Source organism: Mycobacterium sp. E342, from assembly GCF_001667665.1.
Lineage (GTDB): Bacteria > Actinomycetota > Actinomycetes > Mycobacteriales > Mycobacteriaceae > Mycobacterium.
The window spans coordinates 76,835-89,903 of the sequence record NZ_LZJM01000250.1 but is presented as its reverse complement, the minus strand read 5'-3'; the positions used below and the strand labels follow the sequence as shown (position 1 = coordinate 89,903).

The window sequence follows — 13,069 nt, the reverse complement described above, 5'->3', positions numbered from 1 at the left end:
AACGACACACCCGATAACGATCGGGGAACAACGCGAAAACCTCATACGTCTGAGAGAGTGAATAAAAGCAAGAACGGAGAAGCCATGAATGCAACTCTGACCAGTCCCGAGCTAACCCGTGCGGACCGTTGCGATCGTTGCGGTGCCGCGGCTCGAGTCCGCGCCAAGCTGCCTTCCGGAGCTGAGCTTCTCTTCTGCCAGCATCACGCCAATGAGCACGAGGCGAAGCTGACCGAGCTGTCTGCCGTCCTGGAGGTCAGCGCGAGCTAGTCCACCGAACTCACCCCTCGGCAATGTGGGCGAGCGGGGCAGTCTTCGGTAATGCTGGACGGGTATGAGCGATCAAGTCGCAAAACCGTCGCGCCATCACATCTGGCGGCTCACTCTGAGGACCCTCTCGAAAAGCTGGGATGATTCCATCTTCTCCGAGTCGGCCCAGGCGGGTTTCTGGTCGGCGCTGTCGCTCCCGCCGCTGCTGCTCGGCATGCTGGGCAGCCTGGCCTACGTGGCGCCGCTGTTTGGCCCGGACACGTTGACGTCGATCGAGAAGAGCATCATCTCCGCGATCCGCAGCTTCTTCTCGCCCAGCGTCGTCAACGAGATCATCGAGCCGACCATCCGCGACGTCACCGCCAACGCCCGCGGCGAGGTGGTGTCGGTCGGCTTCCTCATCTCGATGTGGGCGGGCTCGTCGGCGATTTCGGCCTACGTCGACGCCGTGGTGGAGGCACACGACCAGACTCCCCTGCGCCATCCCGTGCGCCAGCGGCTCTTCGCCCTGTTCATCTACGTGGTGATGCTGGTGTTCGTGGTGGTTGCCGCACCCGTGCTGGTGATCGGTCCGCGCAAGGTGAGCGAGCACATCCCGTACGACTTGGCCAACGTGCTGCAGTACGGCTACTACCCGGCGCTGATCCTCGGGCTGCTGGTCGGGGTCGTCATCTTGTACCGGGTGTCGCTGCCCGAACCGCTGCCGACGCACCGGCTGATCTTCGGCGCCGTGCTTGCCACCGCGGTCTTCCTGGTCGCCACGCTGGGCCTGCGGATCTACCTGCGGTGGATCACCAGCACCGGCTATACCTACGGTGCGCTGGCCACACCGATCGCGTTCCTGTTGTTCGCGTTCTTCGGTGGCTTCGCGGTGATGCTGGGCGCCGAACTCAACGCGGCGATCCAAGAGGAATTCCCGGCGCCCAAGACGCACGCGCACCGCCTGCGCAAATGGCTGGAAGCCCGCCTGACCGTGTCAAAGCGTCCGACGGGTTCCCCGCCGGCGCCGGCACCCGCCGACAACGCGACGCTGTGACCCTAGTCCTTCTTCATCCGGTCGTAGATCCGCTTGCAGTCCGGGCAGACCGGCGATCCCGGCTTGGCCGCCTTGGTGACGGGAAAGACCTCGCCGCACAGCGCGACCACATGGTTGCCCATGACCGCGCTCTCGGCGATCTTGTCCTTCTTCACGTAGTGGAAGTACTTCGGCGTATCGCTGCCGGTCCCGTCGTCGACGCGTTCGTCGGTCTCGGTGCGTTCGATCGTCTGGGTCTGCATGCCTCACATTGTGCCCCGTAACTCGCTCCTGCCGGAATCGGCCGGGTGTGGGAGAGTGGAGAAATGAAGCGCGAATCCGATCTGGGGTTCGACGATGAGGGCCGACCGGTGCTCATCACCGCCGCAGCACCCTCCTACGAAGAGCAGCACCGGGCGCGGGTCCGGAAATACCTGACCCTGATGGGCTTTCGGATCCCGGCCCTGATCCTGGCCGCGCTGGCGTACGGCGCCTGGCACAACGGTCTGATCTCCCTCGCGATCGTCGCCGTGTCGATCCCATTGCCATGGATGGCGGTCCTGATCGCCAACGACCGCCCGCCACGGCGCCCCGACGAACCTCGGCGGTTCGACGACGCCCGGCGACGCACCCCGCTGTTCCCCAGCGCCGAGCGGCCTGCGCTCGAGGCGCGCCCGCATCCGCACTCAACCTGGTCTTCGGGACCACAAGGCTGGGAATAGTCCACACTTCTTAGGACATTCTCAGGTCGACGGGACATTTGTGCACGTCAAGACGTGTGAGATGGGATAGGGCTGGGAACTCTCAGGGCTGATCTGTCGTTGAACTCAATGACAGTTACAAGCCGAACGGGAGGTCGCTATGGCGAACGCGAGCACGAGCAGATTTGATGGCGATCTGGATGCTCAAAGCCCCGCCGCGGACCTCGTGCGCGTGTATCTCAATGGCATCGGTAAGACGGCGCTGCTGAATGCGGCGGGCGAAGTTGAACTGGCCAAGCGCATCGAGGCCGGGCTCTACGCCGAGCATCTGCTCGAAACTCGGAAGCGCCTTGGCGAGAATCGCCGACGCGACCTCGAGGCCGTGGTGCGCGACGGCGCGGCCGCACGCCGTCACCTGCTGGAGGCCAACCTGCGTCTGGTGGTGTCGCTGGCCAAGCGCTACACCGGTCGCGGGATGCCGTTGCTGGACCTGATCCAGGAGGGCAACCTGGGCCTGATCCGTGCGATGGAAAAGTTCGATTACACAAAGGGTTTCAAATTCTCGACCTATGCCACGTGGTGGATCCGTCAGGCCATCACCCGGGGCATGGCTGACCAGAGCCGCACCATCCGGCTGCCGGTGCACCTGGTCGAGCAGGTGAACAAGCTGGCACGGATCAAGCGGGAGATGCACCAGAACCTGGGCCGCGAGGCCACCGACGAGGAGCTGGCGGCCGAATCCGGGATCCCGGTCGAGAAGATCAACGACCTGCTCGAGCACAGCCGCGACCCGGTAAGCCTGGACATGCCGGTGGGCTCCGAGGAAGAAGCCCCGCTGGGTGACTTCATCGAGGACGCCGAGGCGATGTCCGCCGAGAACGCGGTGATCGCCGAGCTGCTGCACACCGATATCCGCAGCGTGCTCGCCACTCTCGACGAGCGTGAGCACCAGGTGATCCGGCTGCGCTTCGGCCTGGACGACGGCCAGCCGCGCACGCTGGACCAGATCGGCAAGCTCTTCGGCCTCTCGCGTGAGCGGGTCCGGCAAATCGAGCGGGACGTAATGTCCAAACTCCGCCACGGCGAGCGCGCCGACCGGCTACGGTCGTACGCAAGCTAAGGCTCCCGGTAGATCCCGGCGACCCGCGGCGCCCGGCTAACGCCGCGCTTGCGATCGCCGCCCGAACTAGTAGCAAGACGGTATGCCCGCCGCGGACGCGGCGGGCATACTGCTTGTCGGGGAAGCGTTACACCCATTCACGCAGCTGGCCAAGTAGACTCGGCGTCGATGGAGGGTGCTGAATGAACGACCTGGTTGACACCACCGAGATGTACCTGCGGACCATCTACGACCTCGAAGAAGAGGGCGTGACGCCGCTGCGCGCGCGCATCGCCGAACGCCTCGAGCAGAGCGGGCCGACTGTCAGCCAAACCGTGTCCCGGATGGAGCGCGACGGGCTGCTCCACGTCGCCGGCGACCGCCACCTGGAGCTCACCGACAAGGGCAGGGCGTTGGCCATCGCCGTGATGCGCAAGCACCGGCTTGCCGAACGGCTGCTCGTCGACGTCATCGGGGTGCCCTGGGAGGAAGTGCACGCCGAGGCATGCCGGTGGGAGCACGTGATGAGCGAGGACGTGGAGCGGCGGCTGGTGAAGGTGCTCAACCACCCGACCACCTCCCCCTTCGGCAACCCGATCCCGGGACTTCTGGACCTGGGCGTGGGCCCCGAATCGGGCGCGGAGGAAGCCATCCTCGTCCGGCTGACCGAGTTGCCGCCCGGCTCCCCGGTGGCCGTCGTCGTCCGCCAGCTGACCGAACACGTGCAAGGCGACATCGACCTGATCACCCGCCTGAAGGACGCCGGGGTCGTTCCCAATGCCCGGGTGACCGTCGAGACCGGGCCCGCGGGCGTCACCATCGTCATCCCCGGCCACGAGAACGTCACCCTGCCCCATGAGATGGCGCACGCCGTCAAGGTCGAGAAGGTCTGACCGCCCCGCCATCCGGCTAGCACGCCCTGCGGCCGAACGCCCGGCGCGGCGGTATCCGCAGGCCGAGCTGTTTGGCCAGCCGGTAGCCGGTGAGCGCCAGTTCCCGAATGTCCTCCGGCCGTAGCCCCGACTGCAACGCCGTGTCGAGCATCGCCGCCATCCGGTTCTCGGGTGCGCAGCTCAACGCGGCCTCCAGCGAGACCCCGGCCAGCGGCCCGTCGCCGCGGGCGTAGGCACTGAACGCGAGCAGCACCAGCGCCTCGACCCGCCAGGGCGCGGGCAGGTTGCGCGCCAGCAACGCCCACAACGACTCCACCTCCCCGGCGTTCTCGCCGACCGCCAGGGCGTAGAGGATGTCGCGCACCTGCGCATCGCTCAGGGCGCAGGCCAGCTTGGCCAGCTGGGTATCGGACGGCGCCTGGCCGGCGGCCACACGCGACGCCACCGTCATGGCGTGCCGCACGTCGCCACGCACGCAGCGGTCCGGGTTCGCGCGGTGGGCCGCCCGGCGCCGGGTCGCCTGCCGGTCGATCATGCCGGTCAGCTCGGCGCTGCGCGCCGCGTCCTCGACCGCGATGACGGCCTGCAAATCAGCGCGGCGTGCGTAGAGCCGCCTGCCGTCGAGCACCGCCGCGGCGGCCAGCGGCGACGCCGATGGATCGTCCACCGGGCCGCTCGAACCGCAGCCGTCCACGCAATGCCAGCGCCCACCGAGCGCGACCCGGTCGACCACATGCGCGGCCCACAGCTCGATACCGTGCTGCGACAACGACTTTGCGAGCGCGTCGCACACCTGCCGGTAGTCCTCGTTGCACGACGGGCAGTGCGCCCCCTCCGCGTCGACGATCACTGCGATCGCGGCGTCGGGCCGGGCGGCGGCGGCGACATCCGCGAGATGTCCGACCCGCGCGGTGAGTTCTTCGGAGAGGTCGACTCGCATCACCGCTCCGAGGTCACCACCGTCCAAAGACACCAATACCAATGAATTTTCGGGCACGAAGCCGAGAACGGCCGGCAGCGCGGCGATGAGTGCGCCGGGCCGGTTCAGTTTGAAGTCAGGTCGATGCGTCGTCATGGGCACCACGCTGACGGGCCCCGCCGTCAGCAGGCGCCCGCGAGAACCGGCGGAATCCCGCACCTGTGAATGAACCCAGCACTGTGAGTTCTGCTGCTCTACTGTTTAGCCATGAGTTCGGCGCAAGAGTACGACATGGTGGTCATCGGTTCGGGGCCCGGCGGACAGAAGGCCGCCATCGCCTCGGCCAAGCTCGGCAAGTCGGTCGCGGTCGTCGAACGGGGCCAGATGCTCGGCGGCGTGTGCGTCCAGACCGGCACTATCCCGTCAAAGACGTTGCGCGAGGCCGTCCTTTACCTCACCGGGATGAGCCAGCGCGAACTGTACGGGGCGAGCTACCGCGTCAAGGAGAAGATCACCCCGGCCGACCTGCTGGCCCGCACCCAGCACGTGATCGGCAAGGAAGTCGACGTGGTGCGCAACCAGCTGATGCGCAACCGCATCGACCTCTTGCTGGGCCACGGCCGGTTCGTCGACCCGCACACCATCGAGATCGAAGACCCCTCCCGCCGCGAAAAGCTCACCGTGAGCGGCAAATACATCGTCATCGCCACCGGAACCCGCCCGGCCCGGCCGTCCGGCGTCGAGTTCGACGAGGAACGGGTGCTCGACTCCGACGGGATCCTCGACCTCAAGTCGCTGCCCACCTCGATGGTGGTGGTCGGTGCCGGGGTGATCGGCATCGAGTACGCCTCGATGTTCGCCGCGCTGGGCACCAAGGTCACGGTCGTGGAGAAGCGGGGCGACATGCTGGATTTCTGCGACCCCGAGGTGGTGGAGGCGCTGAAATTCCACCTGCGCGACCTGGCGGTGACGTTCCGATTCGGCGAGGAGGTGACCGCGGTGGACGTCGGCTCGGCGGGCACCGTCACCACCCTGGCCAGCGGCAAGCAGATCCCCGCCGAGACGGTGATGTACTCCGCCGGACGCCAAGGCCAGACCGATCACCTCGACCTGCACAACGCCGAGCTGGAGGCCGACAGCCGCGGCCGGATCTTCGTCGACGACTTCTTCCAGACCAAGGTCCCGCACATCTACGCCGTCGGCGACGTGATCGGCTTCCCCGCGCTGGCCGCGACCTCGATGGAACAGGGCCGGCTGGCCGCCTACCACGCCTTCGGGGAGCCGACCGACGGCATCACCGAGCTACAGCCGATCGGCATCTACTCCATCCCGGAGGTGTCCTATGTCGGCGCCACCGAGGTCGAGCTCACGAAGAACGCGATCCCCTACGAGGTCGGGGTGGCCCGGTACCGGGAACTGGCCCGCGGCCAGATCGCCGGCGACTCCTACGGCATGCTCAAGCTGCTGGTGTCCACCGACGATCTCAAGCTGCTGGGCGTGCACATCTTCGGCACCAGCGCCACCGAGATGGTGCACATCGGACAGGCTGTCATGGGCTGCGGCGGCACCGTCGAATACCTGGTGGACGCCGTGTTCAACTACCCGACCTTCTCCGAGGCCTACAAAGTGGCCGCGCTCGACGTGATGAACAAGGTGCGAGCGCTCAACCAGTTCCGCCACTAACAGCTGTCGTCGAGTTCGCCCGGAACCGGGTCGCCGGGTCCGCCGGCGTCGGCACGGGCCAGCAGCTGCGCGGTCTGCGCGTCGAACGGTGCCGAATACGAGACGTTCGCGGCGCATCCGCCGCGCTCAAACCCACCGATCACGCCGGTCAGCGTCGTACCGCTGACCCAGGGGGCGCCGCTGGTGCCGTCCACCAGCCCCTCGCACGGAAACGAGGGAAACCCGCTGTCGGTCAACGACGTGCTGGCCTGGCACCCGATGGGGTTGCCGCCCACGCCGGCCGGATAGCCCATCACGGTGATGTGACTGCCGGGTGGCGGCGTCGTGCCCAGCGTGAGTGCCAGGCCGGCGCGTGACTCGACCGAGCCCCCGGCGTCGTTGCTCATCCGCGCGATCGCGTAGTCGGCGTTGGGATCCTTGCTGGCGGTCCAGCGGGGGTCGAGGTAGACGGCGTCGGCCTTCCACACATCGGTCGGGGCCGGCGGAGCGTCGCCGGTGAAACCCGGCACGAAGATGATCTTGGACGCCCCGGCCAGGCAGTGCGCCGCGGTGATCATCAGGTTGCCGCCCGCGGAATGCACCACCGAGCCCGTGCACACGTGCAGTGGGCCACCGTCGATGAAGATGGCCCCGACGCGCTTGTCCGGCTCCACCGGTCCCGCCACCGCCTTTTGCTGCGGCTGAGCGAGCCGTTGCGCCGGCGCACTGCTCCGCGGAGGGGCTGCCGGCGGCGCCGACGCACGATCGCCCGGTGGCCGCTTGCACGACGTCAGTGACGTTGCCACGGCGACCACCAGGCACAGCATCACGGTCGGTACGCGCATCGTTTTCATCATGCCCGACGGCCGCCTGTCGAGCGGACTCCAACGCGTCGCGTCCCTCCCCGCTTCCCGGCAAGGCGCATCGGCCACCCCCACGATGTTCTCTTCTGGATTAAACGCGAACTTCACACCGCTGTTTGATATTGGCGCCCCCCAATTCGGGGGACACTGGTAGGGCACCCTGGAGCAACCCCAAGAGGAGGCGATCGGTGATGGCTCACGGTCAGGACCCGCAGGAGCCGCACTACCAGCCGGGACAGGCCGGGATGTACGAGCTCGAGCTGCCGGCGCCGCAGTTGTCGACGTCGGACGGCCGAGGACCGGTGTTGGTGCACGCGCTGGAGGGCTTCTCGGACGCCGGTCACGCGATCCGGCTGGCCTCGTCGCATCTGAAGGCGGCCCTGGACCCCGAGTTGGTCGCGTCCTTCGCCATCGACGAATTGCTCGATTACCGGTCGCGGCGGCCGCTGATGACCTTCAAGACGGATCACTTCACGAGCTACGAAGAACCCGAACTGAGCTTGTACGCGTTGCGCGACACCGTCGGAACTCCGTTCCTGCTGCTCGCCGGCATGGAACCGGACCTGAAGTGGGAACGCTTCATCACGGCGGTCCGCCTGCTGGCCGAGCGCCTGGGCGTGCGTCAGACGATCGGCCTGGGCACCGTGCCGATGGCGGTTCCGCACACGCGGCCCATCACGATGACGGCGCACTCCAACAACCCCGAGCTGATCACCGAGTTCACCCCGTGGATCTCCGAGATCCAGGTCCCGGGCAGCGCGTCCAACCTGCTGGAGTACCGGATGGCCCAGCACGGGCACGAGGTCGTCGGCTACACCGTGCACGTGCCGCACTACCTGACGCAGACCGACTACCCGGCCGCCGCCGAGGCGTTGCTCGCGCAGGTGGCCAAGCTCGCGTCGCTCGAGCTGCCGCTGACGGCGTTGACCGAAGCGGCGGCGGTCATCCGGACCAAGATCGACGAGCAGGTCGAGGCGAGCGCGGAGGTTGCTCAAGTGGTGACCGCGCTCGAGCGCCAGTACGATGCCTTCATCGACGCTCAGGAGAACAGGTCGTTACTAACGAGGGACGAGGACCTGCCTAGCGGCGACGAGCTTGGTGCAGAGTTCGAGCGATTCCTCGCCCAGCAGGCCGAGAAGAAGCGCGACGACGACGACCAGGCCTGACCTTTCCACCCGGCCCTAGTCGCGGCCCGACCCGAAGGTTGGCGAGATGACCGAGCGGAAGCGCAAGAGCACTCTCCGCCCGGTGCGTGAGGTCGCCGCCCCCAGGCTGGAGTTCCGCACCATCCACGGCTACAAGCGGGCCTACCGGATCGCCGGTGACGGCCCCGCGATCCTGTTGGTCCACGGCATCGGGGACAATTCCACCACCTGGAACACCGTGCAGGCCAAGCTCGCTCAGCGGTTCACGGTCATCGCCCCGGACCTGCTCGGTCACGGGCGCTCCGACAAACCGCGCGCCGACTACTCCGTCGCCGCCTACGCCAACGGAATGCGTGACCTGCTCAGCGTGCTCGACATCGAGCGGGTGACGGTAGTCGGTCATTCACTGGGCGGCGGCGTGGCCATGCAATTCGCCTACCAATTCCCGCATTTGGTCGACCGGCTGATCCTGGTCGCCGCCGGTGGCGTCACCAAGGACGTCAACGTCGCGCTCCGGCTCGCGTCGCTGCCGATGGGGAGCGAGGCCCTGGCCCTGCTGCGGCTCCCCCTCGTGCTGCCGGCCATGCAGCTGGCGGGACGGATAGCGGGCCTGGCGATCGGATCGACCGGCCTGGGCCGCGACCTGCCCAACGTCCTGCGCATCCTCGACGACCTGCCGGAGCCCACGGCCTCGGCCGCCTTCAGCCGCACCCTGCGCGCGGTGGTGGACTGGCGCGGCCAGATCGTCACCATGCTCGACCGGTGCTATCTGACCGAAGCGATCCCGGTGCAGATCGTCTGGGGCACCAAGGATGTGGTGGTCCCCGTCCGGCACGCGCGGATGGCGCATGCCGCCATGCCCGGCTCCCGTCTGGAGATCTTCGAAGGCTCCGGCCACTTCCCGTTCCACGACGACCCGGTCCGCTTCATCGACGTGGTCGAACGCTTCATCGACGGCACCGCGCCCGCCGAATACGATCAGGCCGCCCTGCGCGCGTTGCTCCGCACCGGCGGCGGGGAGAAGGCCGTCAGCGGCCCGGCTCCCACCCGCGTCGCCGTCCTGAACGCCATGGGTTCCGACGAACGCAGCGCTACCTGAACGACCTCGACCGGTGCGTCCGCGTCCGGGGCCGTACAGTCGGGCCATGGGTATCGACGTCACCGTGTTGCGGGTCTTCACCGATCCGGACGGCAATTTCGGCAATCCCCTGGGCGTCGTGGATGCCGGCCAGGTCCCACCCGCGGACCGGCAACGGCTGGCAACTCAATTGGGCTACAGCGAAACGGTTTTCGTCGATCTTCCCGCCCCCGGGTCAACCACCGCGCACGCCAGCATTTACACCCCGCTGATCCAGATCGCGTTCGCGGGGCACCCCACCGTCGGCGCGGCGTGGTGGTTGCGGGAGAACGGCACGCCGATCAACACGCTGCAGGTGTCGGCGGGCCTGGTGCAGGTGAGTTACGCCGCCGACCGCACCGGCATCAGCGCCCGCTCGGAGTGGGCGCCCGAGGTCGCCCTCCACGAATTCGGTTCGCCAGACGAGCTTCTCGCCGCCGACCCGGGGGATTTTCCCGACGACACGGCGCACTACCTGTGGGCCTGGACGGACCGGGCCGCCGGTTTGCTGCGCGCCCGCGTGTTCGCCGCCAATCTCGGCGTGCGGGAAGACGAGGCGACGGGTTCGGCGGCGATGCGCATCACCGACTACCTCAGCCGCGACCTCCACATCACCCAGGGCAAGGGATCGATCATCGAGACGACGTGGAACGCCGAGGGCTGGGTGGGGGTGGCCGGTCGCGTCGTCAATGACGGTGTCCGGCACGTGAACTGACCCCGGCCGGCGTTCTCAGCGCTGCCGGTGCAGCACCGCGGCGAGGTGGTGCTGCAAGGGTTGCCCGACCGCACCCATCCGCACGGAGTACGACAGCTCGTCGCCGTCGACGCGGAAGGAGCGGCCCAGCGAGGTGACCTCCTTGGCGGTCGGGGTGAGCCCGACGTCCGTTGTGGAGAGCTCGATTTCGATCAGCGCGCCGGTGACCGAATACGTGCCCACCTCGATCTCGGTGATGCCGCTCGGATGGGCGAGCACCAGTTCGACGTGACCGGGCTGCGGCACGCGAAGGTATCCGGTCTCGGCGTGCAACGGCTTGCCATCGGACGCCGCCTTGGTCTTTTGCGCGTACGCCAGAAACGGCTTGCCGACGTGAGTGAAGACCACCTCTTCGAGGTAGTCGAAGGGCTGGATCGTCGGGTACTCACCCGCCCCCCGGCCGGCCCAGGTTCCCAGGAGTGGCGCCAGGGCCTCGAGATCGGGATGCAAGTCCACGGGCATGAAACCGAGCCTAGCCCGGTGACGATGCGGGCCGGCACGGCCTGGTGAGGAGGCGGGCAGTCCAGCCACGCCCGGTGACGATGCGGGCCGGCACGGCCTGGTGAGGAGGCGGGCCGTGAGGTCAGCTCGGCGTCGTGACCTGACGGTGTTCGCGCAGCGCCTGGATCTCGCGTTCGAAATCCTCCGCGGACTCAAAGGACCGGTACACCGACGCGAACCGCAGGTAGGCCACTTCGTCCAGGTCGCGCAGCGGGCCGAGGATGGCCAGGCCGACCTCGTGACTGGGGATCTCGGGCGAGCCCGCGGCGCGCACGGTGTCCTCGACCTGCTGGGCCAGCAGGTTCAGCGCATCGTCGTCGACCTGCCGGCCCTGGCAGGCCCGGCGGACCCCGCTGATGACCTTCTCCCTGCTGAAGGGTTCGGTGACGCCGCTACGTTTGACCACGGCCAGGACCGCGGTCTCCACGGTGGTGAAACGCCGTCCGCACTCGGGGCACGAGCGGCGGCGCCGGATGGCCTGCCCCTCATCGGTTTCCCTCGAGTCGATCACCCGGGAATCGGGATGACGACAGAACGGGCAATGCATGACCGCTCCTTCGCCGTGCCGACAACCAGGTACCGCAGCGCTTCGAGCGTACCTGTGCGCCGACCTGCGCGGGCGGCGCCCACGGGTCAGCCGACGGGGGCGATCAGGGTCTGGCCGGCGACCACGTTCGGCGAGCTCATGTCGTTGAGGTCACGGATGCGGTCGGCCACCTGCCGGGTGGGGGCGTCGGGAGCCACCCGGTGGGCGACGTCTTGCAGCGACTCGCCCGCCTCGACGCGCACGACGGCCAGCCGGTCCGGTACGTGCGCGGCCGAATTCCCGGAGTCGCCGTTGAGCACCTGGCCGACGTTCCCGACGAGGCCCAGCCACAGGGTGATCGCGCCGGCGGCCAGCGCCAGCCAGATGGTGGTCGCGACCGTGACGGGCCGCCTGCGATGAGGCGCGCCCGACATCGAGACGCCGGTGCCGCGGTAGCGAACGGGCGCGCCCGCCGGCCGCGCGGGACCGGGCCGGCGCGAACGATCCAGCCCGTCCCGGCCGTAACGAAGACCCTGGACCGGTCCGTTGACCGGACGCCGGGGGCTACCGGTACGCGGCGCCAGCGTGTGGATGGTTGTCATCTGCGTTTCCTCCGGTCAACTTGATTCGCTCAGCTGTTCGACTGTATCGCTCGTGTGTTCGAAATCCGAACATGTGAGCGAAGCGTGTCGCACGAGTCGAACGCTAGACCACGCCACCGACAAGTCCGTGGTCGCCAGAGCTGACATACGGCTGAAATACCCGATCCGCCGAAGAGTTACACCTTTGTGATTTACGACTTCGGCGTAGTTTTTCACCCCCGCGATAGCGGCACGACACGCCAGTCGAACACATGTTTGATTCTTGGGCGCGGTGGGGTTACATTCGGTGTCATGAGCGACAGCAACGACACCTCATCGGCCGGGGCGGACGGTCGGCTGCGCGCGGTCGATTCATCGCTGACCGAACGGCAACGCACCATCTTGAACGTCATTCGCGCGTCGGTCACCAGCCGTGGCTACCCGCCAAGCATCCGGGAGATCGGTGACGCCGTCGGCCTGACGTCGACGTCGTCGGTGGCGCATCAGCTGCGCACGCTGGAACGCAAGGGGTACCTGCGCCGTGACCCGAACCGCCCCCGGGCGGTCGACGTCCGCGGCGCCGATGACGACGTGGCGGCGCCGGCCACCGAGGTCGCCGGCTCGGACGCGCTGCCGGAGCCGACCTTCGTCCCGGTCCTCGGGCGCATCGCGGCCGGTGGCCCCATCCTCGCCGAGGAAGCCGTCGAGGACGTGTTTCCGCTGCCGCGCGAACTGGTCGGCGAGGGCACGCTGTTCCTGCTGAAGGTCGTCGGCGACTCGATGATCGAGGCCGCGATCTGTGACGGCGACTGGGTGGTCGTGCGGCAGCAGAACGTCGCCGACAACGGCGACATCGTCGCGGCCATGCTCGACGGGGAAGCCACCGTGAAGACGTTCAAGCGCGCGGGTGGTCAGGTATGGCTGATGCCGCACAACCCGGCGTTCGATCCCATTCCCGGTAACGACGCGACCGTGCTGGGCAAGGTCGTCACGGTGATCCGCAAGGTCTAGCCCCGTCGCGGG

Annotated in this window: 16 protein-coding genes; 10 read left to right on the top strand and 6 right to left on the bottom strand. The window is 67.9% G+C overall.

Annotated features, from left to right (window positions below; all coding sequences use genetic code 11):
- Positions 1–84: 84 nt before the first annotated feature.
- Positions 85–270, top strand: a complete 186-nt coding sequence (locus A5692_RS28510) for a hypothetical protein (RefSeq protein ID WP_082962899.1) — start codon at positions 85–87, stop codon at positions 268–270.
- Between the two features lie 64 nt (positions 271–334).
- Positions 335–1,306 (top strand): YihY/virulence factor BrkB family protein, encoded by a 972-nt coding sequence (locus A5692_RS19930; protein WP_068058940.1) that lies wholly within the window; start codon positions 335–337, stop codon positions 1,304–1,306.
- Positions 1,307–1,308: 2 nt separating this feature from the next.
- Here A5692_RS19930 and A5692_RS19925 read toward each other — a convergent pair whose 3' ends face one another.
- Complete coding sequence (locus A5692_RS19925) at positions 1,309–1,548, bottom strand: DUF3039 domain-containing protein (protein WP_068058937.1); 240 nt, start codon at positions 1,546–1,548, stop codon at positions 1,309–1,311.
- Between the two features lie 45 nt (positions 1,549–1,593).
- On the opposite strand from A5692_RS19925, the gene A5692_RS19920 reads away from it, so the two are divergent.
- The 3 genes from A5692_RS19920 to A5692_RS19910 all read left to right on the top strand — a co-directional run bounded on the left by A5692_RS19920 (position 1,594) and on the right by A5692_RS19910 (position 3,978).
- A complete protein-coding gene (locus A5692_RS19920; protein WP_369830310.1) occupies positions 1,594–2,007 on the top strand; it encodes a DUF3099 domain-containing protein in 414 nt (137 codons plus the stop codon).
- A 139-nt stretch (positions 2,008–2,146) separates the two neighbouring features.
- Complete coding sequence (gene sigB / locus A5692_RS19915; RefSeq protein WP_055401660.1) at positions 2,147–3,106, top strand: sigma-70 family RNA polymerase sigma factor SigB; 960 nt, start codon at positions 2,147–2,149, stop codon at positions 3,104–3,106.
- A 182-nt stretch (positions 3,107–3,288) separates the two neighbouring features.
- Entirely contained in the window at positions 3,289–3,978 is a 690-nt protein-coding gene (locus A5692_RS19910) for a metal-dependent transcriptional regulator (protein ID WP_067924025.1), read from the top strand.
- Between the two features lie 16 nt (positions 3,979–3,994).
- Here the strand turns inward: A5692_RS19910 and A5692_RS19905 are convergent, their stop codons facing one another.
- Positions 3,995–5,053, bottom strand: coding sequence for a DUF4192 domain-containing protein (locus tag A5692_RS19905; protein WP_068059099.1), 1,059 nt, complete (start codon positions 5,051–5,053; stop codon positions 3,995–3,997).
- Positions 5,054–5,164: 111 nt separating this feature from the next.
- Here A5692_RS19905 and sthA point away from each other — a divergent pair, with 111 nt between their 5' ends.
- Positions 5,165–6,580 (top strand): Si-specific NAD(P)(+) transhydrogenase, encoded by a 1,416-nt coding sequence (gene sthA, locus A5692_RS19900; RefSeq protein ID WP_068058932.1) that lies wholly within the window; start codon positions 5,165–5,167, stop codon positions 6,578–6,580.
- Here sthA and A5692_RS19895 read toward each other — a convergent pair.
- Positions 6,577–7,416 (bottom strand): serine protease, encoded by an 840-nt coding sequence (locus A5692_RS19895; RefSeq protein ID WP_068058931.1) that lies wholly within the window; start codon positions 7,414–7,416, stop codon positions 6,577–6,579. The genes sthA and A5692_RS19895 overlap by 4 nt on opposite strands.
- 197 nt (positions 7,417–7,613) lie before the next feature.
- Here A5692_RS19895 and A5692_RS19890 point away from each other — a divergent pair, with 197 nt between their 5' ends.
- The 3 genes from A5692_RS19890 to A5692_RS19880 are packed head-to-tail and all read left to right on the top strand — an operon-like array spanning position 7,614 to position 10,399.
- Positions 7,614–8,588, top strand: a complete 975-nt coding sequence (locus A5692_RS19890; RefSeq protein WP_068058929.1) for a proteasome assembly chaperone family protein — start codon at positions 7,614–7,616, stop codon at positions 8,586–8,588.
- Positions 8,589–8,634: 46 nt separating this feature from the next.
- A complete protein-coding gene (locus A5692_RS19885) occupies positions 8,635–9,666 on the top strand; it encodes an alpha/beta fold hydrolase (protein ID WP_068058927.1) in 1,032 nt (343 codons plus the stop codon).
- Positions 9,667–9,712: 46 nt separating this feature from the next.
- Positions 9,713–10,399: a PhzF family phenazine biosynthesis protein gene (locus tag A5692_RS19880; protein WP_068058921.1), complete on the top strand. Its 687-nt coding sequence runs from the start codon at positions 9,713–9,715 to the stop codon at positions 10,397–10,399.
- 15 nt (positions 10,400–10,414) lie between these two features.
- Here A5692_RS19880 and A5692_RS19875 read toward each other — a convergent pair whose 3' ends face one another.
- From A5692_RS19875 to A5692_RS19865, 3 genes are all read right to left on the bottom strand, one after another.
- On the bottom strand, positions 10,415–10,900 hold the full coding sequence (locus A5692_RS19875; protein WP_068058919.1) for a peroxynitrite isomerase: 486 nt from the start codon (positions 10,898–10,900) through the stop codon (positions 10,415–10,417).
- Positions 10,901–11,021: 121 nt separating this feature from the next.
- A complete protein-coding gene (gene nrdR, locus A5692_RS19870) occupies positions 11,022–11,486 on the bottom strand; it encodes a transcriptional regulator NrdR (RefSeq protein ID WP_068058917.1) in 465 nt (154 codons plus the stop codon).
- 86 nt (positions 11,487–11,572) lie between these two features.
- The gene (locus A5692_RS19865) at positions 11,573–12,067 is read right to left on the bottom strand and encodes a LysM peptidoglycan-binding domain-containing protein (protein WP_068058915.1); all 495 of its coding nucleotides are present in this window, start codon (positions 12,065–12,067) and stop codon (positions 11,573–11,575) included.
- Positions 12,068–12,358: 291 nt separating this feature from the next.
- On the opposite strand from A5692_RS19865, the gene lexA reads away from it, so the two are divergent.
- Positions 12,359–13,057, top strand: coding sequence for a transcriptional repressor LexA (gene lexA, locus A5692_RS19860; protein ID WP_068058913.1), 699 nt, complete (start codon positions 12,359–12,361; stop codon positions 13,055–13,057).
- Positions 13,058–13,069 lie beyond the last annotated feature (12 nt).